The organism is Chryseobacterium joostei, from assembly GCF_003815775.1.
GTDB classification, from domain to species: domain Bacteria; phylum Bacteroidota; class Bacteroidia; order Flavobacteriales; family Weeksellaceae; genus Chryseobacterium; species Chryseobacterium joostei.
The window spans coordinates 2,751,751-2,775,873 of sequence record NZ_CP033926.1 but is presented as its reverse complement, the minus strand read 5'-3'; the positions used below and the strand labels follow the sequence as shown (position 1 = coordinate 2,775,873).

The 24,123-nt window shown below is 35.6% G+C and carries 22 protein-coding genes; 10 read left to right on the top strand and 12 right to left on the bottom strand.

Annotated elements, in window-relative coordinates; genetic code table 11:
• Nucleotides 1-16 precede the first annotated feature (16 nt).
• Nucleotides 17-1,843 (top strand): alkaline phosphatase, encoded by a 1,827-nt coding sequence (locus tag EG359_RS12660; RefSeq protein WP_076355218.1) that lies wholly within the window; start codon nt 17-19, stop codon nt 1,841-1,843.
• A gap of 158 nt (nt 1,844-2,001) precedes the next feature.
• On the opposite strand, the gene EG359_RS12655 is transcribed toward EG359_RS12660, so the two are convergent.
• From EG359_RS12655 to EG359_RS12630, 6 genes are all read right to left on the bottom strand, one after another.
• On the bottom strand, nt 2,002-3,000 hold the full coding sequence (locus EG359_RS12655) for a phosphatidylinositol-specific phospholipase C (RefSeq protein WP_123867380.1): 999 nt from the start codon (nt 2,998-3,000) through the stop codon (nt 2,002-2,004).
• A gap of 160 nt (nt 3,001-3,160) precedes the next feature.
• On the bottom strand, nt 3,161-3,844 hold the full coding sequence (locus EG359_RS12650; protein ID WP_076355216.1) for a hypothetical protein: 684 nt from the start codon (nt 3,842-3,844) through the stop codon (nt 3,161-3,163).
• Between the two features lie 16 nt (nt 3,845-3,860).
• Nucleotides 3,861-4,349 (bottom strand): hypothetical protein, encoded by a 489-nt coding sequence (locus EG359_RS12645; RefSeq protein ID WP_076355213.1) that lies wholly within the window; start codon nt 4,347-4,349, stop codon nt 3,861-3,863.
• Nucleotides 4,350-4,432: 83 nt separating this feature from the next.
• Nucleotides 4,433-5,656, bottom strand: a complete 1,224-nt coding sequence (locus EG359_RS12640; protein WP_076355209.1) for a 3-phosphoshikimate 1-carboxyvinyltransferase — start codon at nt 5,654-5,656, stop codon at nt 4,433-4,435.
• A 93-nt stretch (nt 5,657-5,749) separates the two neighbouring features.
• A complete protein-coding gene (locus EG359_RS12635; RefSeq protein ID WP_076355206.1) occupies nt 5,750-6,076 on the bottom strand; it encodes a nucleotide pyrophosphohydrolase in 327 nt (108 codons plus the stop codon).
• Nucleotides 6,076-7,485 (bottom strand): hypothetical protein, encoded by a 1,410-nt coding sequence (locus EG359_RS12630; RefSeq protein ID WP_076355204.1) that lies wholly within the window; start codon nt 7,483-7,485, stop codon nt 6,076-6,078. Before EG359_RS12630 ends, EG359_RS12635 begins: the two co-directional genes overlap by 1 nt.
• A gap of 185 nt (nt 7,486-7,670) precedes the next feature.
• Between EG359_RS12630 and EG359_RS12625 the strand changes: the two genes are divergently transcribed.
• From EG359_RS12625 to EG359_RS12590, 8 genes are all read left to right on the top strand, one after another.
• Nucleotides 7,671-7,922 (top strand): type B 50S ribosomal protein L31, encoded by a 252-nt coding sequence (locus tag EG359_RS12625; protein WP_027375398.1) that lies wholly within the window; start codon nt 7,671-7,673, stop codon nt 7,920-7,922.
• A gap of 102 nt (nt 7,923-8,024) precedes the next feature.
• Entirely contained in the window at nt 8,025-9,185 is a 1,161-nt protein-coding gene (locus EG359_RS12620; protein ID WP_174567028.1) for a putative sugar nucleotidyl transferase, read from the top strand.
• Nucleotides 9,186-9,284: 99 nt separating this feature from the next.
• Nucleotides 9,285-9,794 carry an RNA polymerase sigma factor gene (locus EG359_RS12615; protein WP_076355200.1) on the top strand — a complete coding sequence of 170 codons (510 nt, stop codon included), beginning with the start codon at nt 9,285-9,287 and terminating at the stop codon, nt 9,792-9,794.
• Entirely contained in the window at nt 9,769-10,440 is a 672-nt protein-coding gene (locus EG359_RS12610; protein ID WP_174567027.1) for a hypothetical protein, read from the top strand. Before EG359_RS12615 ends, EG359_RS12610 begins: the two co-directional genes overlap by 26 nt.
• 48 nt (nt 10,441-10,488) lie before the next feature.
• The gene (locus EG359_RS12605) at nt 10,489-11,769 is read left to right on the top strand and encodes a DUF4252 domain-containing protein (protein WP_076355198.1); all 1,281 of its coding nucleotides are present in this window, start codon (nt 10,489-10,491) and stop codon (nt 11,767-11,769) included.
• A gap of 10 nt (nt 11,770-11,779) precedes the next feature.
• Nucleotides 11,780-12,280 carry a DUF4252 domain-containing protein gene (locus EG359_RS12600; protein WP_076355288.1) on the top strand — a complete coding sequence of 167 codons (501 nt, stop codon included), beginning with the start codon at nt 11,780-11,782 and terminating at the stop codon, nt 12,278-12,280.
• A gap of 213 nt (nt 12,281-12,493) precedes the next feature.
• Nucleotides 12,494-13,954 (top strand): IMP dehydrogenase, encoded by a 1,461-nt coding sequence (gene guaB / locus EG359_RS12595; protein ID WP_076355196.1) that lies wholly within the window; start codon nt 12,494-12,496, stop codon nt 13,952-13,954.
• A 372-nt stretch (nt 13,955-14,326) separates the two neighbouring features.
• Nucleotides 14,327-16,192, top strand: a complete 1,866-nt coding sequence (locus EG359_RS12590; RefSeq protein WP_076355194.1) for a GEVED domain-containing protein — start codon at nt 14,327-14,329, stop codon at nt 16,190-16,192.
• A 115-nt stretch (nt 16,193-16,307) separates the two neighbouring features.
• Here EG359_RS12590 and EG359_RS12585 read toward each other — a convergent pair whose 3' ends face one another.
• The 4 genes from EG359_RS12585 to EG359_RS12570 form a co-directional block, all read right to left on the bottom strand.
• Complete coding sequence (locus tag EG359_RS12585) at nt 16,308-16,991, bottom strand: T9SS type A sorting domain-containing protein (RefSeq protein ID WP_076355192.1); 684 nt, start codon at nt 16,989-16,991, stop codon at nt 16,308-16,310.
• Nucleotides 16,992-17,001: 10 nt separating this feature from the next.
• Nucleotides 17,002-17,595: a phage tail protein gene (locus EG359_RS12580; protein WP_084180470.1), complete on the bottom strand. Its 594-nt coding sequence runs from the start codon at nt 17,593-17,595 to the stop codon at nt 17,002-17,004.
• A 106-nt stretch (nt 17,596-17,701) separates the two neighbouring features.
• The gene (locus EG359_RS12575; RefSeq protein WP_076355190.1) at nt 17,702-19,564 is read right to left on the bottom strand and encodes an AAA family ATPase; all 1,863 of its coding nucleotides are present in this window, start codon (nt 19,562-19,564) and stop codon (nt 17,702-17,704) included.
• A gap of 14 nt (nt 19,565-19,578) precedes the next feature.
• Nucleotides 19,579-20,649, bottom strand: a complete 1,071-nt coding sequence (locus tag EG359_RS12570) for a DUF4407 domain-containing protein (RefSeq protein ID WP_076355188.1) — start codon at nt 20,647-20,649, stop codon at nt 19,579-19,581.
• A 223-nt stretch (nt 20,650-20,872) separates the two neighbouring features.
• On the opposite strand from EG359_RS12570, the gene EG359_RS12565 reads away from it, so the two are divergent.
• A complete protein-coding gene (locus EG359_RS12565) occupies nt 20,873-22,786 on the top strand; it encodes a zinc-dependent metalloprotease (protein ID WP_076355186.1) in 1,914 nt (637 codons plus the stop codon).
• Between the two features lie 31 nt (nt 22,787-22,817).
• On the opposite strand, the gene ruvC is transcribed toward EG359_RS12565, so the two are convergent.
• Together ruvC and EG359_RS12555 are read right to left on the bottom strand one after the other, a co-directional pair.
• Nucleotides 22,818-23,372 (bottom strand): crossover junction endodeoxyribonuclease RuvC, encoded by a 555-nt coding sequence (ruvC, locus tag EG359_RS12560; protein WP_076355184.1) that lies wholly within the window; start codon nt 23,370-23,372, stop codon nt 22,818-22,820.
• A 122-nt stretch (nt 23,373-23,494) separates the two neighbouring features.
• The gene (locus EG359_RS12555; RefSeq protein WP_076355182.1) at nt 23,495-24,019 is read right to left on the bottom strand and encodes a 2'-5' RNA ligase family protein; all 525 of its coding nucleotides are present in this window, start codon (nt 24,017-24,019) and stop codon (nt 23,495-23,497) included.
• Nucleotides 24,020-24,123: the final 104 nt, after the last annotated feature.

Sequence of the window (24,123 nt, the reverse complement as noted above, 5' to 3'; positions counted from 1 at the left end):
TTTTTAAACAGGTCTTATGAAATTATCAAAAATATTGGGATTGCTGGCTTTGGCAGTTTTTTCCGAAAATCAGGCACAGAATTATTTGAATTATAATGTAGGGAATGCACATTCTCATAATGATTATATGCAGGAAATCCCTTTTTGGCAGGCTTATTATGCGAACTTTGGATCCATTGAAGCAGATGTTTTTCTAGTTAAGGGTAAACTCTGGGTAGCCCACACAGAAAAAGAACTTTCCGGAGACAGAACCCTTGAAAATCTTTATCTGGACAATATTTCAAAGCAGATAAAACTGAACAAAGGGAATATTTATCCTGACGCAAATAAAAAATTACAATTGCTAATCGATATCAAGCAGGAGTATAAAACTACCTTGAATGCATTGGTCAGTACATTGAAGAAATATCCTGAAATTACGGGTAACTCGGGAGTGAAAATTGTGATTACAGGAGGAAGACCTCAGCCTGCTGATTTTAAAAACTATCCCAATTATCTTTATTTTGATGGAGATCTTGATAAAAACTATTCTGCGGACCAGTTGAAAAGAGTAGGGATGTTCAGTGCAGATCTTCCTGAACTTGTAAAATGGAACGGAAAAGGAATTCCAAGGGATGAAGAAACTGAAAAGATAAAGAAAGCTGTAGATAAAGCCCATGTTCAACAAAAGCCTATGCGTTTTTACGGAGCTCCTGATTTTCCCAACGCTTGGGTGAATCTAATGGATATGGGAGTGGATTACATCAATACAGATCATATTCCGGATCTTAAAAAATTCATGAATACGATCCCGAAAAATTTCTACAAAAATACAAAGGAGTACGCCACTTATACTCCAACCTATAAAACAGACGGAATCAGTAAAAAGGTGAAAAATGTAATTCTTTTGATTCCGGACGGAACTTCCCTGCCCCAATATTATGCTGCTTTTACGGCAAACAGAGGAAAGCTGAATGTCTTTAATATGAAAGCAACCGGTTTATCCAAAACCAATTCATCCAATGCTTATGTGACAGACTCGGCGCCCGGATCTACAGCATTTGCAACAGGAGTAAAAACAAAAAATACATTTGTGGGAGTGGATGGTACAGGGAAAGCTCTGGCTCAGATTCCTGATATTATTTCTGCTAAAGGAATGTTATCCGGCCTTATTTCTACAGGTGATGTTACCGATGCTACTCCGGCAGATTTTTATGCACATTCAGATAACAGAAACAGTTCGGAGCCTATTTTAAAGGATTTTGCCAGTTCAAAAACTAAAATTTTGATCGGAGGGCCTACAAACGGATTAACAAAAGAAACTGAACAGAAGCTTAAAGAAGCAAAGGTAGATTTATTTCAGGACCTCAAATCTGTTGGGAAAATAAACAATAGGACCTTAATTATTGATCCTCTGGCGTCACAAAGAATAACCAATGGAAGAGGAAACTGGCTGGCTGATGCCTTTGATCTTACTTTAAATGATCTAAAGAACAATAAAAAAGGGTTCTTCATGATGGTGGAAGCTTCCCAGACTGATGGTGGTGGGCACAGCAATAATATAGAGCAATTAGTCACCGAATTACTGGATTTCGATCATGTAGTTGGGAAAGCCATGAAGTTTGCAGATGAAAACAAGGAAACATTAGTAATCGTTGTAGGAGACCATGAAACAGGCGGCTTAACCCTTTTGGATGGAAGCTTAAAAGACGGATGGGTATTCGGAAACTTCAGTACAAACGATCATACCTCTATTCCGTCAAGTGTTTTTGCTTATGGTCCAAATTCAAAAGAATTCACAGGTCTATTTGAAAATACAGAAATATTCAACAAAATACTCGCAGCCTATGGCATAGAAAAGTAACTCATATACTTCAATTTTATTCTTCAAAAAATGTAGTCTTCAATAGCTGAGGACTGCATTTTTATTTTGAAACAACTTACACCATCGCCAATATGAGAAATATAAAAGGCTGCCTCAGTAAAGAAGCAGCCTATCAACTACAATTATATTTAACTACCTTAAAAATTAGTTTTAACAATAAGCTCCGCTAGCTCTGCATTCATAAAGTCTATTGGCATTGTTCCATAAGAACCATGGGTATTGGCTTGGAAGAATGCCTTAAGCTTAGGGTTAATATTGTTTGAAACAGTAGGAATGCTTGGGATTCCAAATATTCCCGGCTTATATCCGCTTGTAAAGTTGATGAAAAGTCTTTCGTTATTGCTGTTTTTTGCTTCATTCAAAAGACTGGAAACACCATTCCACTTATCATCATTGTTAGTCACCTTATAATAATCCTGAACCTTAAGTGACGCACCTGAATTATTGATTTCAAATGTGGTGTTATCAGCCCATGCTGTTGCATTAATTCCTTTTGCGGTTTCAGCAGAGAATCTTCTTAATAATCTGATTTTCCCCCTTACCTCTCCAAGAGTGGGAATATTGGTTCCCAGATTCCATTTTGATGGATTTTTCTGAACATAAGAATCAAAAGTTTTTTCGAAACTTCTGGTGGTATTGGAGGGATCATGCTCTTCCTTTACAGACATAATGATTGTTTCAGACGGATGGCTTTCCAGAAATGCATAGCAGGCATTAAGCACATCATCAAAGTTGAGGTTCTGATAAATAGGCCCATGATGAATGGTAAAAGAATTATCAATGTGTCTGCATCGGATATCAAGAAAACGGACGCCGGCATTAAGCTGTTCAGCAATACTAAGGTCCTGTGTTTTTGCTGTACCTGTTACTACAGGAGCATCTACACGTGCTCCGGAATCATGCGTTCCGGGGATTGAGATTTTTGACATTGAAATATTATCCTGAAGACCAGACATCCAGCTGCTCATTTGAATAGGAACTAAGGAAGATGCCTTATAGCTTGCTTTTTCAATAGAAGTAAGGTTTGCTTCATTGGAGTCTCTTTCAATAAGCCCATCTGAGCAGGAAAAAAAGACAGTTGCAGTAGCAATGCTAAGGGTAAAAGTTTTTACATATTTCATGTGGTGCTTGAACATAGTTTATATTTTTAATTGTATTTAAAATTAAGAATATATCAAGCAGTGAGGAGTTAACTTAACTTTAAGAGAAGATTAAGTTGTTGAGAATAGAAAGAGAAATACATCAAATAAAAAAATCTAAATAGAAGAAGTTTATTATAGCGTGAAAATTGTAGCTCTAAAAAGTGAAATCTTCTTTCAACCCGCGAATTTTAAATTGATGTTCCCCGATTTTGAAATTTTCCATTTTTATAAGGTCTTGAAACTTATGGGTAAACTCTTTATAAAAATCTTTAGGTACTTTTTCGTTGTCATCACAAGAAGAAAATTTCTTGTCAACAATAACTTTTCCGGTAGAGAAATTGATTTCATAGGTAAAATCAAATTCACAGGTGTCAGCAAAATTTTCAGATGAACCGATCAGGTAAAAATCACCATTCTGAAATCTGAAAGTATGTTGATACGTTAGAGTATGTCTGGAATTGGTATTAAACTCCTGCGTGATTGCAAGAACATTGGTTTTTATAGAAATTTTTGGGGGACTATTGTATTCAGGATAGAAGCCGGTGCCACTAGAAAATATGAGGATAGAGTTTTCTTTCCATATCTTAAGTTTTCCATGATCCTGTTTCAGAATATAGAGAATCCTTTTAAAATCTTTATGTTCTGGATCATCTTTGTTTTCTGAAGCTTTTTGATTAGTCTCCAATATAATGACCGTTTCATCCTTTCCATCTTTATCCAGATCACCTTTCTCTTCTGTAATTTTTGTGTATCCTTTTGGAACCGAAAAGTCTTTCAGATTTTGGGCATTAGAAAGGGTGATGAATAGAATTGTAATAAGGGAAAACAGGCTTTTCATAGAGATGGTATTGAAATTATAACCCGGTATCTTCTTTTTCTATCAATCCGGATTCCTCTATATGACACATACAGCCTTTTATGGTTTTGTAAATTCCGGCAATATTCGTTTCCTTACCCTTACTATCCGTTACAGTGATTCCTGTAGAATAGGATTCGTCCTCTGCATAATAACTTCTGAATAGCTGATATTGATACCCATTATTAGTAAACGTAAGATAATTAAGCTCCATTCCTGCATTTTGCTTTCCTCCCCCTCTGAGATAGGAATTGTACTTGAATTTTTTCCAGCTTTCTTTTGTTCTTTCCGTAGGAAATTCCATGTCTACATGATTTTTACTTCCAAAACGGTACTGAATGTATTCATTATTTTTATCCTTTACCAACGTCATTTTTTTTCCTGATTTTGTTTCAAAGGAATACATAATTTCTTCATTGGGAAGAAGATACTGTGCCCAAATGCATAGTGGAAAGGTTAAAGCAAATAGGATTAAATACTTTTTCATGGAATGGTGCTATTAATAAATGTAGTAATTTAAAAAAGACTCAACAGTTCATTCTTAAATTACCACATTCTAAAATTGTTAAATTATTGTATCGTCACACTGGCAAGGTCTTCCCAGAACATAGGATAAGATTTTTCAACTACATCCTCATCCTCAATGTTGAGTTCCTTAATCAGGCAGAACGGAGCAAAGCTCATGGCCATTCTATGATCCTGATAGGTCCTGATAGAAATATGTTCCTCAGGTTCCCCAAAGCTTACAGAATCAATGGTTAGATCCGTAATTTTGGTATCAGTACCCAGCTTTTTTAGTTCATTGTATAAAGCCTGAAGCCTGTCGGTTTCCTTTACCCTTAATGTTCCCAAGCCTGATATTTCAAAAGGTATTTTTAATGCTGCTGCCGTTACGCAAAGAGTTTGAGCAATGTCCGGACAGTTATTCATATCCAGAACGATTTTTTCAGGAAAAGAAAAATCAGGTTGAGGTTCTAACGTCAGTTTGTGTTCCTCCTCGGAGAACGTTGTTTTAATTCCGAAGAAATCCTCGTAAATTTTTGCAATCGCAGAATCACCCTGAGTTGATGATTTGTAAAAGCTTTTCAGATGAATGGTTTCTCTTCCCAAAGCACAGATCGAGTAGAAGTAGGAAGCCGAGCTCCAGTCACTTTCAACCTCATAGCTTACCACTGCAGTTGCATTGTCAGGATGAAAAGGTTCTACCTTAATAGTATTGCCTTCAAAGCTGTTTTTAATTCCAAATCTTGTCAGAATATCAAGAGTCATCTCAATATAAGACCTTGATGTTACTTCACCTACAAGATGAATTTCCAGACCTTTTTCAAGTTTTCCGGCAATAAGTAACAGAGAAGTAATAAACTGGCTTGAAATATTAGCCGGAACATTTACCGAAGTCTGAGTGATCTTTTTACCCGTAATTTTTAAAGGTGGGAAACCTTCGTTTTCCAGATATTCAATCTCTACACCAAGATCTACTAAGGCATTCACTAAATTCTTAATAGGTCTTTCTTTCATTCTCCCGGAACCGGTAAGGACAGTTGTTTTCCCATCCTGAATAGAATAATAGGAAGTAAGAAAACGCATGGCCGTTCCTGCATGGTGAATGTCCACCACATCTGTGTTTTCAGATAATGCTTTCTTCAGTAATTGGGTATCCTGAGAATTGGATAAGTTCCCGATTTTAATAGTACTAAATAAACTTTCCAAAATCAATAAACGATTCGAAATACTTTTCGAACCGCTGATTTGTACTGTCTTATTGCCTATTAATTTTGATTTTTCTAGCTTCATTATTTCTTCAGATTTAAGAAGTAAGCCCTCAGATAACAGGAATCAGATGAAAGACGTTAGCCAACTCTCTGGGAACTGTTATCTGAGAACTCTCTATTTTAATTTTTCATTATTCTGATGCCGTTCCTTGTCACGGTCAGTTTTGATCTTCATTTTTTTGTCAAATGCTTCCTGTAGATTCACTCCGGTCTGATTGGCCAGACATAGCGTTACAAAAAGTACATCTGCCAGTTCCTCTCCCAGGTCTTTGGTTTTATCACTTTCCTTTTCACTCTGTTCACCATATCTTCTTGCAATGATTCTGGCTACTTCGCCTACTTCTTCAGTCAGCATGGCCATATTGGTCAACTCATTAAAGTATCTTACACCGATGGTTTTGATCCATTCATCAACCTGTTGTTGTAATTGGGTAATTTCCATTATTGATAAGCTCCAAGAGTAGGATTAGTGGTTCTGGATACATTTACAATATCAAAAGGTACAGTTCCTGCTACAGAAACATTTCCCTTTCCGATAGCCGGAGAAGTTGTTTTTACCCTTAAGTTCATTTTTGCCATAAAATAGTTCACAAACTGAGGGTCTGTATTTCTGATCGTTTGCACGATATTTACATTATTATCAAAAGTGAAACCAGCTTCAGATGGACCTGAATATTTTATTAAACAATTCTGAATAAGGTATTCAAACTGTTGTCCGGGTGTAGGTTCAAACTGAACAGAATTATCTCTGTCAGAATAAACAATACTGTTTCTTATATTAAGTTGCTGTAAAGCGCCCTGCTCTGTTTGGCCTGCATCATTTTTCCACTCATTCGTAGCAAAGATTCCATTTCTGTCGAATGTTCCCATTGATTTAGAATAGTTGGCAATTGTTGCATGGGTATAATTATGATTTCCACCTTTGAAAATTCCGATACATGATAATCCGCAATTGTTCATGACAAGATTGCTGGCCGTTACCTTAGAATTTACCGCATAGATTCCATATTCAAAGAAAGTATGGATGAATGAATTGGTGATGGAAGCGTTGGTTTGCTTCATTTCCAGACCCCTTGTTCCTCCGAAAAGTCTTGCATGATTCATATTAAGGATAGAATTGGCTTCCATTCTAATGGAATTCCAGTTTTTAGAAATAGTATCATAATAAGGATCATTTCTATCCCCACGAAGAATTACTTGGTTATCCTTTGTTCCGTTAATATTTAAAACTGCGTTGGAAGAAACTTTCATTCCACTGTTTTTATGGAAATATACCTTAGTACCCGGATCTATATCTAAAGTTACATTAGGAGCAAGGCTAAGATCCCCGTAGATAATCTTCGCTTTATTATTGGTCCATGTTGTAGAGGTGGAAATGATATTGGGGTTGGTAGGAGTCTGTATAAAAAATTCTGCATCCTGAACTACTGAGAATAGCGTAACATGCTGTTGTCCGGTAGGTCCGGAGAAAAGAACTCTGTCCTCAGCAATGGCTTCAGGTCCGGTTGCCTGTGGTGCTATTTCAACATATATATATAGACTGTCTTTTTTTCTCAAAGGAACATCCTTAAAATCATATCCCGGCTTCCCATCTACATTAATTCTATATAATGATGCAGCTCCTTTTTCAAGATTTACTCTTGGGATAAGAACATCCTTGTCTTCATTATTATATACCTTTACTACATAGGTTTCTGAACGCACCTGATGATATACCGTGTCACAGAATACCGTGTCTCTTGAAAATCTTAACTCCTGCGAGGGAGCATCAAAGGTAATATCATCCTTATTACATGATACTGCAACAAGTAGCATCCAAAAAGAAAAAGCCAGTAATAATTTGAATTTCATCGAAATTAAAGTTTAAGTAAGTTCCAAATTTAACGAAAATACTTTGAATTTCTTATCATTAAAAAAATATTGGATTCAGTATTTGGAAATTAGAAAAAATGTTGTATTTTTGCAACCTAAAATTTAGCAGAGAAATATCCATTACTATTTCGAAAGCAAACTTAATTTTTTTAAAAAAAAGTATTATGAAAAACGGAATCCACCCAGAAAATTATAGACTTGTTGTTTTCAAAGATATGAGTAACGACGAGGTGTTTCTTTGCAAGTCTACTGCAGAAACAAAAGACACGATCGAGTTCGAAGGACAAGAGTATCCTCTAATCAAAATGGAGATCTCTTCAACTTCTCACCCTTTCTATACTGGTAAAGTGAAATTAGTTGACACTGCAGGTAGAGTTGATAAGTTCATGAACAAATACAAAAAATTCGCTAAGTAATTTTTTGAAATTAAAAATATAAAAGTCTTCCAGTTTTGGGAGACTTTTTTTATTGTAAATTTGTTCATCTTGAACTTTAAACCTTAAACTTAAAACTGAATGATGCAATTAGTATTTTCAGACGCACAATATTGGGAAGATTTTCTTCCACTTACATTTACCAGACCCGTTGCAGCAATGCGATGTGGTATTCTTACATTTTCAGAAAGGTGGCAGAGAATTCTGGAGAATACAGAAGTTTCTTATTTTACAGAAATGTATCTGCAGGATAAATTTAAAGCTCCCGAAGAAAAAGAAAGTCTTTTTCTGGTTCCGAACTTCCTGCCTACAGAAACAGTAATTCAACAGATTAAAGATCTTAAACAAGGAGAAGCTTTAGTTTACGAAGATGAATTGGTGGCCGCGAAAATTAATATGAAAGGATTTTCCTTACATCAGATTGAAAAAATGACTGATATTAAGGAGGAACTTATTTTCTTTAAAAAGCCAACCGACTTATTTACTTATAACCATCACGCAATTGATTTTGATTTTGACCTGATTACCAAAGGAAGAACTTCGCAGGAACTATCTTCAACAAATGGTTTTTTAGGAGACAAAAAAGATTTGTTTATTGAAGAGGGTGCTCAAATTGAATTCTCAACATTAAATACCAAGACCGGAAAAATCTATATTGGCAAAAATGCTGAGGTTATGGAAGGGTGCAATCTCCGTGGGCCTATTACATTGGGTGATGATTCTAAATTTAACCTTGGGTCAAAAATTTATGGAGCAACAACCATTGGCCCGCACTGTAAAGTAGGAGGAGAGGTAAATAATATTATCATCTTCGGATATACAAGCAAGGGGCACGAAGGGTTTATAGGAAACTCCGTAATTGGTGAGTGGTGTAACTTTGGAGCAGATACCAATTCTTCCAACCTTAAAAATAATTATAGCCACGTTAAGCTATGGAACTATAGAACCAAGGCCTTTGAAGATACAGGACTACAGTTTGCGGGTCTGATTGTGGGAGACCACTCCAAGACAGCAATCAATACCCAATTGAATACAGGAACAGTAATCGGGGTTGCTTCCAATATTTTCAAGCCAGGTTTTCCACCTAATCTTGTGGAGAACTTCTCATGGGGAGGATTAAAGGATGATGAAAGGTTCAGATTAGATAAAGTTTATGAAGTAGCAGAAAGAGCTATGGCAAGAAGAAAAGTCCCTCTAGCAGAGGAAGATAAGGCTATTCTAAAACATATTTTTGATACGTATTAATCGAATTATAATAAAAACTTCAATTTTTTTTGAAGTTTTTTTATTTTTGATGTAATAGATTTGAAACAGCAGTTGTCTTACCTATAAGAAACAAAACTCATGACCCAAGAAACTTTCAAGAATACGGTGTTTATTCTCAAAGACGAGATGTATCGTTTTGCGAAGCGATTCGTTATGAGTAGTGATGAGGCAGAAGATGTAGTACAGGATCTTATGATGAAGTTTTGGCAGAAAAGGGATGAGCTTGAGCAATTTGGAAACTTTAAATCCTATGCGCTGAAGTCTGTTCGGAATGAATGCCTAAACCGGCTGAAACATCACGATGTGAAGATAGGCTTTGCGGATATGCAGCTTCATCGGTCAGAGCTCTACAGTATGGACGTTGATAACCTTAAGGATTATATTATAGGATTTATCAATCAGCTCCCCGAAAAACAGAAGATGGTCATCCACTTGAAAGATGTAGAAGAGTATGATGTTTCCGAAATTTCTGAAATGCTGGAAATGGAGGAAAATGCAGTAAGGGTAAACCTTATGCGAGCGAGACAAAAAGTAAAAGAACAAATCTCACAACTGATGAGCTATGAAAAAAGATCAATTACAAGATAAATACAACGAAGTCTTCCGGGATATAAAGGAAGAAAAAATGGACTGGAGCTTTGAAGATTTTCTTCAGAAAGCAGAAGGTGCAGAGCCCGAAGAAAATAAAACTCCCATTATTCCATTGGAAGAAACGAAAAAGCCCTCCTTTCCCAAATGGTTTTGGATGGCGGCCAGTGTAATGCTGGTCTTTGGTATCGGATTTTTCCTTAAGAATAATTCCGGAACAGTGGGCCAGGATCAGGAAAGTATGGTTAAAAATGAAGTGTTGAAACAGAAGTCTGGTTTTATTGAAGAAAATAATAACCATAATGAACAGGTGGCAGTAAATCATACTGATTCTATCTCAGGAACCAAGAAAGACTCTATCTTTCATGAAAATAATGTCGCTGAAAAAGATGTTATGGATGAAATATTGCCAAAAAGAGGTAGACTTAAAAGAGAAAAAAAGCCAAGATATGCTGATAATTCTCCTTTTAAAAATAAAACATCTAAAGATTCTACGGGCTATGAAAATTCTTACGTTATTGTAAACGGAAAAAGAATTGATAATGTAGAAGAAGCAATTAATGTAACAAAATACTCATTCCAGATATTTGCAAATAACGTTAGTGAAAAATTGGCACAGCCTACGGTGGTAGATGATGATTATTAATCAGAACAACAGTTGCCATCATTAACTTAAAAAAAATAAAATTGACTCATGAAAAAACTATTCATAATATTCGCTCTTGCTTTTTCCCATTTCTTTAATGTATATGGACAAAAAGATAAATTTGACCAGCTTTTTGACAAATATCAGGAGGTAGAAGGAGTAACATCTATCAAGATTGCCAAACCAATGTTCGGAATGCTTAGCAGTCTCAATATTGATGATTCACAGCTAGATCAGATTAAGCCATTATTGTCAAAGATTAACGGACTTAAGATTCTGATCACGGAAAATCAGGAAAAAGGAAACACTGCTGAGGGGCGAAAGATTCAAACGAATATGTCTCAGCTTAGTAAAGATATTTCCTCTTACTTAAAGAATCTGAACTATAGCGAAATCATGTCGGTGAATAATGCCGGAGCTAAAGTGAAGTTTTTATCCGCAGAAGCTAAAAACGGTATTCTGGATGATCTGTTATTAAGCATTGACGGAGGAGGCGGTGAAAGTATTTTTGTAATGCTTGATGGAAAACTTTCCATGGATGATGTAAGCAAGATTATTAATTCTAGTGAAACCAAAAAGAAACCAATTTCCAGCACAAGAAATAATTTTACCTCAGATAATAATTCATCTTACCTTAACGGGGAAGCCAGAAACGTAGGTGATTTTTCAGGCATCAGGGTAAGTACAGGTGTAAACGTAATCTTTAAACAAGAAAAACCAACCAGTGTAAAAGTGATTGCTGATTCTGATAAATTAGAATACATTATTACCAAGGTGGAGAATGGTATTTTAAAAATTTATATTGATAATAAAGGGGTAAGAAATCTGAGATTTAAAAATTTAAGCGTCAACGTATCCTCTCCAAGAATGGAAGATATTGAGGTGTCCTCTGGCTCTAACCTTACCATTGTAAACTCTATTCAGGAAAAAAATATGAAAATTGATGCTTCATCCGGATCTAATATTACCGGTGATTTCAAGGTGTCAAATGCTGCCACTATTTCAGTATCTTCAGGTTCCAATATCAGAGCAGGGATTACAGCCGGAAATATCGGTATTAAAAGTTCAAGCGGTTCCAATATCAGCTTGAGTGGAAAAGCAGATTCAGGAACTATTGATATCAGCAGTGGAGCATTGTGTAAAGCCGACGATCTGAAATTTACTTATCTTGAAACAGAAGCTACTTCCGGAGGAAACCTTACTGTAAATGTGTCAGATAAATTGAAAGTAAGAGCATCATCAGGAGGATCTGTAAGATATAAAGGAAGACCTGAAATAGATGCAAACATCAGCAAAACCTCAGGAGGATTATTAAAACCAATGGACTAAAATGATCACCATGAAAACTCTTAAAAGCTTTTTTCTTGCTATCTTGACAATAGGAATGCTTCAATCCTGTATTGTTTCGGAAAAACCTAATATGGCTTTCTTTTCAGATTCCGGCTATAATTTTAAGGATGCCAAGTTTACAAGTTTTAACGTGCCACTGCTGTTGGCCAAGCCATATATCAAAAAGGCCCTAAGGAAAGACGGAGAAAGTGAAGAACTCATCAGGCTTATCACAAAGGTTTCTAAAATAAAAATCCTTACGGTAGAAAACGGAAGCAAAGAGATGCTGAATGATTATGCAAAGTTTTTAAATAATAATCATTATGAAGACTGGGCAACCATAAAGCATAATGGTGAAAACGTAAACCTGCGTGTAAAGCAAAAAGGAGAGTCCATTAAAAACATGTTGATTACAGTAAATTCAGAGAAAGAATTAGTTTTTGTAGATGTAAAGGGAAATTTTACACCTGATGATATTTCAAAAATGATTAATTCTGTCTCAGATAAATAAAAAATGATTTTAAGAGTATCTTTTTCTTAAATCATAAAAAAAATTAATTGTTGCAAGTAGTTTCAGACATACTAAATTTATTTTGTAAAGGAAAACCGTTCTTAAAAAGAGCGGTTTTTCGATTTAACTTGTTGATTATTAATTTTTATTTAAACTATTAAAAATGATTTTCATATGTCATTAAAATAACCTAATTTTGCAAAGAAAGTAAAGATGTCTATTCATAACAAAATTGTAGAGACAGCCATCACTTTCGATGACGTTCTTCTAGTCCCTTCTTATTCAGAAGTTTTACCTAACCAGGTTTCATTAAAATCAAGACTTACCGACAAAATCACGCTGAATGTTCCGATAGTTTCCGCTGCGATGGACACCGTTACTGAAGCTGATCTGGCTATTGCATTAGCAAGAGTTGGAGGGTTAGGCTTTATTCACAAAAACATGACGATTGCCGATCAGGCAGCGCAAGTAAACCGTGTGAAGCGTTCCGAAAACGGAATGATTTCTGATCCGGTAACTCTTTCAAAAGATCATACTTTAGCAGAAGCTAAAGAAATGATGTCGAAGTTTAAAATTTCAGGTCTTCCGGTAGTAGATCCAAATAATGTTCTTATTGGAATTATCACCAACAGAGATGTAAAGTATCAGGAGAATCTTGATATGAAGGTGGAGGAGATTATGACCAAAGAAAATCTAATCACTTCAGACAAAGATACCAACCTTGAAAAAGCGAAGGAAATTCTTCTTAAAAACAGAGTGGAAAAATTACCTATCGTAGATAAGGATAATAAACTTGTTGGATTAATTACCATCAAGGATATTGATAATCAACTTGAATATCCAAATGCTAATAAAGACCAAAACGGTCGCCTTATTGTAGGCGCTGGAGTTGGGGTTGGAGAAGATACATTAGATAGAATCAAGGCTCTTGTTCAGGCAGGTGTGGATATCATTGCAATTGATTCTGCACATGGACATTCTAAAGGGGTATTGGACAAGATTTCTGAAATCAGAAAAACTTATCCAAACCTTGATATTGTAGGAGGAAATATTGTAACGGCTGATGCAGCAAAAGATCTTATCAAGGCAGGAGCAAATGTTCTTAAAGTAGGAGTTGGTCCAGGTTCTATCTGTACAACCAGAGTAGTTGCAGGAGTTGGTGTACCACAGTTGTCAGCTATTTATAATGTCTACGAGTATGCAAAGTCTCAAAATGTAACTGTAATTGCTGATGGAGGAATTAAGCTTTCAGGAGATATCGTAAAAGCTATTGCAAGTGGAGCAGGAGCAGTAATGCTTGGATCACTTTTAGCAGGTACTGATGAGGCACCAGGAGAAGAAATTATCTTCCAGGGAAGAAAATTCAAGTCTTACCAAGGAATGGGAAGTCTTTCTGCAATGAAGAGAGGAGGAAAAGAAAGATATTTCCAAAGTGAAGCTAAGAAATTTGTTCCGGAAGGAATTGAAGGAAGAGTGCCACACAAAGGAAAGTTAGAGGATGTAATCTTCCAACTGACAGGTGGTCTAAGAGCCGGTATGGGATATTGTGGAGCCAAGGATATTGAAGTTCTGCAAAAAGATTCCAAATTGGTAATGATTACAGGAAGCGGATTGAAAGAATCGCACCCACATGATGTAATTATTACGCAGGAAGCTCCAAATTATTCTTTGTAAAAAATAATTTAAATAATACAGTAAAAGCCGCACATTTGTGCGGCTTTTATTTTTAAGTGCAATTAGATTTAATTAAGTTTTTTACTGTTTTTTTGTATTGATAATGAGTTAGTTGTTTTAATGTGTTGTTCTTTTAATAAATTGTTTAAAAAGTGAATTTTATATTAATTTGAGTTTTTTATAATTTGATTTTCAAGAAAATATTTGAATTATTATCAAATAAAAAAATAAAAAGTGTAACAAAAAAGAGTTTTTTTCTACTAACTGTATTAATATTTGATTTTTATTCATTTTTAGTTTGTTTTATTTATGTAAAACTGTATTTAATTTGAATAAAATTGTAAATTTAAAAACTTTTTAAAAATTATTGAAATGAAGAAAACTTTCCTTTATGGTGCAATGTTATTTTCTCTTACATTATCAGCTCAACAAAAAAAAGACTGGTGTGACTTTGATACTGAGCAAAGAGGGAATAAAAAACAGAATCAGGAAATTGACGAAATGATTCGCAATATCCGTAACCGTATTGTGACGTCCAACCAGAACAGCAATGCGAAGAATGGAGGTGCTTTTAAAACTGTGAATGGAGTTTACGAAATTCCAGTGGTTGTACATGTGATAGCGCCTACTGATGCTGCTATAGGTTCTGCTTATAATAAAAGTGATGTTCAAATTCAGGCATGGTTGGATCGTTGTAATGCAATGTATGCAGGTACTTATCAATGGGCTCAGGGAGTTCCCGCTGATTTTGGAAATGCAGCTACAATGCCAATAAAATTAGTTTTGGCTAAAAGAGATCCTAGTTGTAATGCAACTACAGGGATCATCAGATATAATGGAGGTACACTTACGGGGTATAATGAGTATGGAATAAAGCGTAATGGAACAAATGGAGTTACTACTGCACAAGTAAAAACGATTGCTCCCCATTGGCCGGAAGCTTCTTATTTTAATATCTATATTATGAATAAAGTAGATGGTGGTGGGCAATACGGAATTATGGGATGGGCAGGACTACCTCAGAACCCTGATTCGTCATACGAATCTTTCATGAAATCTTTTGTAGTGACACTACAGGATGATATTACTTTAGCTCATGAGTTTGGGCATAGTATGGGATTACTTCATACTTTTGGAAATGTAAACCCTGATGCTCCACAAGGAGATACTACTACTACTTTTTGTCCACCAACTACTAACGATTGCTCTGTAGATGATGATGGGGTTTGTGATACAGAAAGATCAAGAAGTTTACTTAACGATCCGGCACCTACCAATAATGATATGAATTATTGTACAGGGACCAATTATCAGGGAGTACAGTATAATATGATGAATTATACAAACCCGATAGCATTCAAATTTACAAATGGGCAACACGACAAAGCAGCTCTTAATTTCTTCTTATTAAGAGGAGCGTTAAGTACTTCATTAGGTGCAACTGCACCTTCTGCGACTACTTCGATTGGAACTCCTATTGCTGCTACATGTAATCCAACTGGGGTAATAACTCCTGCTAATTATTTTGTAGGACCTACTTTGGTAAAGTTAGGAAATATAAATAACGGTTCTGTAGGATATTGGGCTGGTGCACCTAAATTTTATGAAGATTATACAGGGGCAAGCTGCTTGAAAGCTACATCTACTGAACTTTCAGCAACTGGTACACATAATCTTCAGATTAACGTGTCGGGTTCAGAGAATGATGTGAGAGTTTGGATTGATTTTAATAATAACGGAACATTTGAAGCTTCTGAGCTTGTTGGTTCTGGTGACAATATTGTTGCGGATCCAGCTACAGCAATAGGTTCCTACAGTACTACAGTTACAGCTCCTGCTACAGCAGTACTTAATACTCCACTTAGAATGAGAGTGCTTGTAGATGATGAGAATCCAGGTATGTCTCCTTGTGGACAATTAAAGTATGGTCAGATTGAAGATTATACAGTGAAATTTGTTACCAACCTAGGAACAAGTGAGGTGAAAGCTGATAATGGTGATTTAACAATTTACCCTAACCCTGTTGCTACGGGAGATAAAGTTTTCATCAAGGCTAAAAATGCTAAGAATTTGAAAGTTTCAATTTCTGATATGGCGGGAAGATTGGTGGCAAGTCCATCAGTATCTGAAGAAGGAAATGGCGTTTTCAAAGTAAACCAGCAGCTTGAAAAAGGAGTTTATATGATTCAGGTTTCTAACGGAAAAGAGAACAAAACTTCTAAATTGATTATTAAATAGTTTTAATCAATATAAAAAAAGAATGCCTCCATTTTAAGGAGGCATTTTTTTTGGTACTAATAATAAAAACTTTTGAAATTCCTGACACTTATGTAAATTTTCAAAGAAGCATTATTTATTTTTTTAAAAATTTAAATTCATAAGATTGAAAACTTTTAGTTGTAATTCTTAATATATACATTCCTGAAATAAGCTGTGAAATATTAATTCTTGAATCAAAATTTTCAGATCTTATGAGGCGTCCGTCGATATTATAAATTTGAATAGTCTGGCCATCATCAATGCCTGAAACTCTAATGATGTCCACAACCGGGTTGGGATAGATTTGGATTTTACTTTTTGTAAGCTCGAGGGTTCCTAACGTAGGACTTTGAACATCACCTGTCATTGTTGAATTTACAGCATTCAGATTTCCTCCACATTGACCGTTTGTTTCTGCAATATTTTCAATCCAAGAGCCAATACTATTGCCAGGAGGTAAAGCAAGCGCATTATTCCCGGTTGAATTATAGTACATTAAGGTGGGATTGGTAAATGTTCCGTTTCCTTCATCTGCAAGAAATTCCCATCTCGTTAAAGTGTTATTCCACTGGATTTTAAACTCACAGCTTCCTAGTCCTCCACAAGGCTGTCCATCAATAGGAGTCGTCATATAAATATTTTTACTGTTTGAATCCGTGCCGGTTTTATTGAAAATAAAATTCTGATTATCAAACAGGTTATGACATCCATTAAAGGTTATTGTTTGGGCTGTAGCTGAGCCTACAAAAGCCAAACATAATAAATAGAGATTTTTCATGACAATTAGATTAATTGTGTGATGGAAAAATGCCATTCAATGCAATGATACACTTTAAGGTAATAAAAGGAGGCCTGTTTTCATGAGGCTGGTTTCCTCCTGCTGGCTTTATCATAGAGCTTCCCATCGTTGTATTGGATGTTGCGTCAGAATATTCCTTATCAAGAAGTTTTGTGTCTGCAGGAATATTACCGGTAGGAGTATTTTGATTCCCCTCAGCGGTTACGGCACTTACTGTATGAGAATGAGCCGGCATTTGTGTAACTGTTAATGTTACGCTTTCTGCTCCGCCGATTTCTCCCATGGTGTAGGTAGTTCCACTCGAGGCGCTTTGGCCACTATGGACAAGTACCCTTCCTCTCATGTCCGGCAATGCGAATGTTGTGGTTCCATTACCACCATAAGTAGTTCCTAGAAGTGAGAAAAGAGCGGTGTTTTGGGCAATCGACATAATCTGTCCGTTGCATTCAGCCCATCCTAGCGGGGCAAAATTATAAGGTACAAATGCAATTTGTCCTAAAAAAGGTTCTGAGCCTTGAGCTTTTAATGTAGGAGAAACTGTACAGCTAATAAGCAGTACCCATGTGAAAAGTAAATTTTTCATGATTATTTATTTTTAGTAGTATAAAATTAAAAATAAAAACCCTCTCAGAATTAACTAAAAGGGTTGAATTTTTAAATGAGTTTTTCTATTTCTATAGATTTTTTCTCTAGGAATTTAGTAGGTTATGATAATTAGCAATGTGTAAATAGCCTTCCTCTTGAATACTAACCTTTAATGTATATTTTATAGCAATGTCATAAATTTCTTTCGGAGACATGCTTCCTTTTTCACTAAGTATTTTGCTCAGGCTTTTCAGTAGGTCTATATGTAAGGTAAGGTCTTCCCTCGTTTTTTTTGCCAGTTCCTGCATTAGCTTTTCAACTCTTTCATCAGTAATGTGCTGCTGCATGCGGTGAGGATAGTCTTCCAAATTGTAGGTTGCCTGGTAATTTTCTTCAAAACCATATTTTCTGATATAATCTATGGCAAGCGTTGTAGCTTGTTCCCTGTCATGGCTTCTTCCTATACTGGCATTCATATCACCAAAAATAATTTCCTCAGCAATACCTCCCGCAAGATAAATCTTAATCCTGTCCAACAAACTTTCCTTGGTGTCATGAATCTGATGTGGAAAAGTGAATCCTGCAGCATAGCTACTGGCCACCTTACTTTTTAATTGTAATGGGGCAAAGCCTGTGTAGAGCATGTAGGAAACAGCATGGCCGCACTCATGAACACTGATGTTAGCTACCGCATCCTGTTGATTGGCCTGTCTTATCTTGTCAATTCTTCCCAAATAAGGAATTTCAATGATTCGGGTGCCTATTTTTCCTGCAATTATTTTTTCTTTTTGCAGATAATCGATTTCTATCGTTTTATCATCATGAATGATGGCTTCAAACAAAAATTTACTGAGATTAGTATCTAAAATATCAACTACACTACTGAATACAGGACGAACTCCCTGTACGGGAAATACTCCGTTTCTATAGATCAGATCATTGATGTTTTTATTTATTTTTAATGCAACTCCAAATTTATTTTTTGTTTTATGCTTCAGACTGTTGATTTCTCGTTGGATTAGCTTTTGGAAATCCTCTGTCTTTAGTGAAAAATAAATAAGGTGAATATTCCCGAATCTGGCTACCTGCTCAGGACGAAATTTCCTTGCCAAGGCATTTTTGATGTCAACTACCGTTATTTTTTTAGTAAATGCATGATAAATATTGGCATCTACATCAGCCTCACTGGTTTCTTTAGACATTTGGAATGCTTCATCAAGGTTTCCGCTGATGATGATAAGCATTTTACTGTAGTCCACAGGTTCGTAGATTTTCTTTTCTTTTTGCTTTTTACGGATCAGCTTTATCATATCTTCCTCTTTCATATCAATGATACTCATGACATCATCTTCAATGCTGAGGTATTTCTTAAGCTCCTTTGCATCCCATAGGTTGAGGTATGGGTTTTCATCCACTTCAGTTTCCCCCTGAAGTTTCCGTCTGTCATTTTCCTTTTTTCTGAAAAGGTAGGAGAATAAATAATGTTCCAGGTCATCACGCTCTCTTTTACTGAGACGTCCGTCACTTAAAAGTTCCCAAAAATCAGTAAATTTAGTCTGTGGAACAGGCGTGCCATCACTGTCAAGGGTATTGAAACGCTGGATTTCATCAAAAAGAGCTATGCTGGGCTTCTCATCACTGAGTCCATTACTTTGGAAAATATCTGCTACACTTTTGCTCCAGGATGTTTCATCGGTATTGCTCAGTTCTATTTCTATAAATCGGTTCTGATAATCCAGAAAACGAACCATTTTTCGCACCAGATCTGTTTTCCCCACTCCTGTCATTCCCCATAGATTAATAACTACGGGACGAGTTAAGATCTCGGGCATCAGGTACCAGATTTGTAAATATTCCATTAAGTCATCGATAATTTTATCTATCCCGATGAATTCTTTTTTAAGGAAAGCCTTACAATCGTCCAGCTTTTTCTTTTTCTTCTGAATTTCTTCTTTATCAATAATCATGCATGAAAAATACACTAATTTTTTAAATTATCCTTGAAATCTTCAATCCTGAAATCAGTCAGGGCATTACTTTTTTCAATTTTTTCTTTAGAATAAAGTCTGAAGTCATTTTCTGTTTTTTCCAAAAGATAATCATAAGGACCTACGTGGGAAATTAATTTTACCAAAACTGGTGAAATTTCAAGACAGATAAACAATCCCATGATAAATGTTGCTGCAAGGCCTATAATGGCTGAATTCTTTCCAAGTTCATCCAAGGCTTGAAGTCTGGCAGCAAATCCATTGAATTTATCCTCAAAGGTTTCCGTAGATTTTCTTTCTGTTTCCAGATTTGTATAGACTTTTGAAATTTCCTGATCCAGATATTGCAATCTTGGGGCTGCTTGCTTCTGATAATTTTCCAGATCTTGTCTGCGTTGTTCTTTTAATTGTTGCTTACGTTTAGCATTAGGGCCAAAGCCTTCCTTTCCGCTGGTTAAACCAGATTGTTTTCCTAAGATTTCTTTTTCCAGCTCTACAGAAGCAGAATCATATGATTTCTGATACTGCGCTATTTTTTCAGAGATTTGGTTCTTTTCTGTTTCAAACGGTCCGCTTTGTTGAAGAATTCGTCCACTCATTTCTCCCTGAAGTTGTTTCTTATTCCTTTGAATAATGGTATTTAGCTGTTTATTGACTTCCTTTTCAAATATTTTGAGTTCCAGAGGTTTTGAAATAATAATTCCTAGAAATGTAGCAAGAATTAGACGGGGGATAGACATCAGAATCTGATTCCACCATGTTCCTGTTTTTTTTATGGAGGAAACAATATATCGGTCAAGATTAAAGATCATTAATCCCCACAGAATTCCAAACCCTACAGATGCCCAGATATTATCAAATACCGTATACATGGCATAGCCTGCAGATAAAGTGGCGAATACTGCAGTAAAAAGCACAATTCCTCCAATACCTGAAAATTTATTCCATTCACTTGGAGTTTTTCTTAAAATATGGATGTTCCCGCCAGAACAGACCATTAGAAACTTTTGGAACCAGTTTATTTTATGATTCGCTTGATTTATAGTTTGTTGGTTTGTTTTCATAACTGAAAATTTATACAAATGTAGTATTAAAAATCATACCAATGTAAAAGATAGTATTATGTTTTACCAAGTAATTTGATTTAAAATTTCAAAATATTGATTTATAATGTGTTGGATTGTTTGAGTGGAATTGGCTGAAAATGAAAAAAAAGCATTTTGTTTTTGAGCTAATTGAATTTAAAATGATATTTTTGCTGCTATATAATCAAAAAAAAAGATCAATATGAAGAAAATTACTATTGTTTCTGCGGTTTTGTTGTTTATTAATGTTTTTTCACAAAGTCACGAACACGCTTGTGGTTTTGATGAGGAATTGAGAAGAATGGATGCTCAGTTTCCTGAGTTGAAAAAGAGGAGAGAAGAGACGGAACAAAGACTGAGAAAAATTGATAAACATGACTATTTGAATAAAGTAGGTGGTGGTACATCCTGGAACGGGTTGTATACCGGTGAGGTCTACGAAATTCCGGTTGTAGTACATGTTATTGAGTCTAAAGCGGCCGCAAATGCAAATTTATCACTGACCGATCAGGAAATTACAAACTGGATTGACAGGGCAAATAAAATGTATGCAACTACTTATGGAAATGGCTTCTATTCTGAAGGACCAGGTATAGATGGAGGAAATGTAATGCCTTTTAAATTAGTTTTAGCTAAGAGGTCACCAACCTGTACAGCTACCACTGGTATTGTAAGATATAACGGTAGCCCAATTCCTTTATATGATACAAACGGTGTAAAGCAGGGTGCCGGAGGTAGTGGGGCAAGTGATGCAGATATTAAAGCATTGGCTCCACATTGGCCAGAAGGTTCTTATTTTAATATTTATGTTATCATTGGATTTAACGGACAACAGCTAAATTCTGGAGGATTGATGGGATATGCGAGATTCCCAGAAACTTATGACTACTTTTATGAAAGTTTCATGAAAGTGGCTACCATTAAAAACTCAAATGATACAACACTTACGCATGAATTAGGACATGCATTTGGTCTTTATCATACTTTCCAGGGAGGGAATTATGCGGCAGCAAGTGGAACTACTGGATATTGCCCTCCTGCTCAAACCGACTGTACAATAGATAATGACAGGGTTTGTGATACGGAGGTTTCTGGTGCTGCTTACTATCAGAACCCGGCACCTGCTAACACGGCTATTAATCCTTGTACAGGGGTAAATTATCAAGGTGTTCAGTATAATATTATGAATTATAGCAATTCTAATCGCAAATTTACTGCAGGTCAGAGAGAAAGAGCGATCATGTTGATGATGGAGAACAGAAAAAACCTTCTTAATTCAACAGCAGGTAAAGATCTGTCTGTTGTAATTCCGTCTCCGGTTTCTGTGGTGGCTGCTCAATGTAATCCGGCAGGAATTGTGAATCCGGCTAACAATAATTTTGCAATTGGACCAACAAGAGTGAGTTTTGGTTCTATTGGAAGTTTAACCAACGGATATGATTCAGATGAACCAGCTCCTAAGTTTTATGATGACTATACTGCCGCAACCTGTATAAGACCTGCTTATTACACTGATATTCCTTTAAATGGAAGCACGGTATTGAAGGTTGGTTATGATAATGGCTTTAATCAGGCAGATAAATTTAAGACTAAGGTTTGGATAGATTATAATAATAATGGTTCTTTCGAAGAATCTGAGTTAGTGGTAAACAATACTTCTGCTACTATAGCATTAGGAGGAGGGACTACCATTACCACCAATATTACTCCTCCGGCAGGAGCTGTAACCAATACTTATCTAAGAATGAGAATTGCGGTAGATGCAGCAACCTATGCTGGAGCTGCACTTCCTGATGTTACTGCTTGTTCTCAATTACAATACGGGCAAATGGAAGACTATGCAGTTAGAATTATGGGAGGATTGGGCACTTCTGAGGTTAGTAGTAATACAGAATCAAAACTAGTATATCTGAAAGCTGAAAATAAATTAAGATTAGCTGGAAGAAACGAAGTATTTGGAGATTATCAGATTTATGATCTAAGTGGTAAGATTATCCAGAAAGGAAATACTAAGACGAATGAAGTTCAGATTGATAGATCGCTTCCTAAAGGAGCATACATCATTAATTACTCTGATAAAAATAAGAAAGAGTCTAAGAAATTCTTAAATAACTAAAATAAAAAAAGCCCTTTTAAAAGGGCTTTTTTTATTTTAATCTATTTGGGTTTTGCTTTAAAAAGCTTTCCCATCCTGAGTAAGATTTTGTATCTGCAATGGTTCCTGAATTAAAGTGATGGCATACCGCAACAGCAAGACCATCAGAAGCATCCAGATGTTTTGTGGGAAATTCTTTTAAATTAAGGAGGTTTTGAAGCATTCCTGCTACCTGTTCCTTACTGGCATTACCATTTCCTGTAATAGCCATCTTGATCTTCTTAGGAGAATATTCCGTAATAGGGATGTTCCTGTGAAGGCTGGCGGCCATGGCTACTCCCTGTGCGCGTCCCAATTTAAGCATACTCTGTACGTTTTTTCCAAAGAAAGGAGCTTCCAATGCAACTTCATCAGGATGAAACTCATCAATAAGAGCAAGTGTTTTCTCAAAAATATATTTGAGTTTGGTTTCGTGATTGGGGTATTTTTTTAGGATGAGCTCGTGAATAGAAATCATTTCCATTTTACCTTTTTTAACGGAAATAAGACCAAATCCCATGATGGCGGTGCCGGGGTCAATACCTAAAATTATCTTCTCTGAAATCATTGGTTCAAAGATATGACTTTATAAAATAACAATAGAAGCAGAAAATATTTCAGTACTTCAATTTAAAGAGAGCTTAAAGGGTTTTATTGTATCTAAAACAATTTTTCAGCCCATTCATATTTTTAATCTGTTAAGTATTTTTCCGCAATGGGAATCCATTTACCATCATAACGAAGCAGCAGAATTTTATCAACTATAAATTTAGTTTTATATTCTTTTTCTTTATACTTTTCCCATGCTTTCAGATAGTTCTCCCATGTTAGATCTCTATATCCTACTGTCATATGAGGAGTAAATGAATAATTTGTAAAATTAAACTGCTGTTTTACTCTCTGGTAAAGCTCGGTTAAATGAACATTATCTTCAGGATGTACAAAAATTACAGGGTTTTTAGGATTGGGGAAACTGCCAAATCCATTTAAGTCCATTTCAAATGGTGATAAACTTGTATCTATTTTTTGAAAAGCAATGTGAATATCGCTTTCCAATTCCAATTCTCTGGAAAAAGGAGGGAAAAGAGTGATATGGGCATCATTCTTCAATGCCTTGGTATTGCCATAGGAAACAGCAAGATCTTTTTTAAATGTCTTTACTTCTTCAATAATTTCCTGGGGCGGATAAATGGCAATGAAGTACATTTTTTTCATAAAGCAAATTAAAAAAAACTATATACATAACAAAATTATGGATATAAATATGCTATAAACAAATCATCTGTATTTCAGAAATATTGCAAGAATTGAATAAAGAA

Bases quoted from the DNA above. Each gene is read 5' to 3' on its own strand.
- EG359_RS12620 (WP_174567028.1), top strand. From the start codon at position 8,025: ATGCAATTAGTATTTTCAGACGCACAATATTGGGAAGATTTTCTTCCA.
- EG359_RS12660 (WP_076355218.1), top strand. From the start codon at position 17: ATGAAATTATCAAAAATATTGGGATTGCTGGCTTTGGCAGTTTTTTCC.
- EG359_RS12610 (WP_174567027.1), top strand. From the start codon at position 9,769: ATGAAAAAAGATCAATTACAAGATAAATACAACGAAGTCTTCCGGGAT.
- ruvC (WP_076355184.1), bottom strand. From the start codon at position 23,372: ATGATTTCAGAGAAGATAATTTTAGGTATTGACCCCGGCACCGCCATC.
- EG359_RS12570 (WP_076355188.1), bottom strand. From the start codon at position 20,649: ATGAAAACAAACCAACAAACTATAAATCAAGCGAATCATAAAATAAAC.
- EG359_RS12645 (WP_076355213.1), bottom strand. From the start codon at position 4,349: ATGAAAAAGTATTTAATCCTATTTGCTTTAACCTTTCCACTATGCATT.
- EG359_RS12640 (WP_076355209.1), bottom strand. From the start codon at position 5,656: ATGAAGCTAGAAAAATCAAAATTAATAGGCAATAAGACAGTACAAATC.
- EG359_RS12625 (WP_027375398.1), top strand. From the start codon at position 7,671: ATGAAAAACGGAATCCACCCAGAAAATTATAGACTTGTTGTTTTCAAA.
- guaB (WP_076355196.1), top strand. From the start codon at position 12,494: ATGTCTATTCATAACAAAATTGTAGAGACAGCCATCACTTTCGATGAC.
- EG359_RS12565 (WP_076355186.1), top strand. From the start codon at position 20,873: ATGAAGAAAATTACTATTGTTTCTGCGGTTTTGTTGTTTATTAATGTT.
- EG359_RS12630 (WP_076355204.1), bottom strand. From the start codon at position 7,485: ATGAAATTCAAATTATTACTGGCTTTTTCTTTTTGGATGCTACTTGTT.
- EG359_RS12555 (WP_076355182.1), bottom strand. From the start codon at position 24,019: ATGAAAAAAATGTACTTCATTGCCATTTATCCGCCCCAGGAAATTATT.
- EG359_RS12575 (WP_076355190.1), bottom strand. From the start codon at position 19,564: ATGATTATTGATAAAGAAGAAATTCAGAAGAAAAAGAAAAAGCTGGAC.
- EG359_RS12655 (WP_123867380.1), bottom strand. From the start codon at position 3,000: ATGTTCAAGCACCACATGAAATATGTAAAAACTTTTACCCTTAGCATT.
- EG359_RS12635 (WP_076355206.1), bottom strand. From the start codon at position 6,076: ATGGAAATTACCCAATTACAACAACAGGTTGATGAATGGATCAAAACC.
- EG359_RS12585 (WP_076355192.1), bottom strand. From the start codon at position 16,991: ATGAAAAATCTCTATTTATTATGTTTGGCTTTTGTAGGCTCAGCTACA.
- EG359_RS12590 (WP_076355194.1), top strand. From the start codon at position 14,327: ATGAAGAAAACTTTCCTTTATGGTGCAATGTTATTTTCTCTTACATTA.
- EG359_RS12600 (WP_076355288.1), top strand. From the start codon at position 11,780: ATGAAAACTCTTAAAAGCTTTTTTCTTGCTATCTTGACAATAGGAATG.
- EG359_RS12650 (WP_076355216.1), bottom strand. From the start codon at position 3,844: ATGAAAAGCCTGTTTTCCCTTATTACAATTCTATTCATCACCCTTTCT.
- EG359_RS12605 (WP_076355198.1), top strand. From the start codon at position 10,489: ATGAAAAAACTATTCATAATATTCGCTCTTGCTTTTTCCCATTTCTTT.
- EG359_RS12615 (WP_076355200.1), top strand. From the start codon at position 9,285: ATGACCCAAGAAACTTTCAAGAATACGGTGTTTATTCTCAAAGACGAG.
- EG359_RS12580 (WP_084180470.1), bottom strand. From the start codon at position 17,595: ATGAAAAATTTACTTTTCACATGGGTACTGCTTATTAGCTGTACAGTT.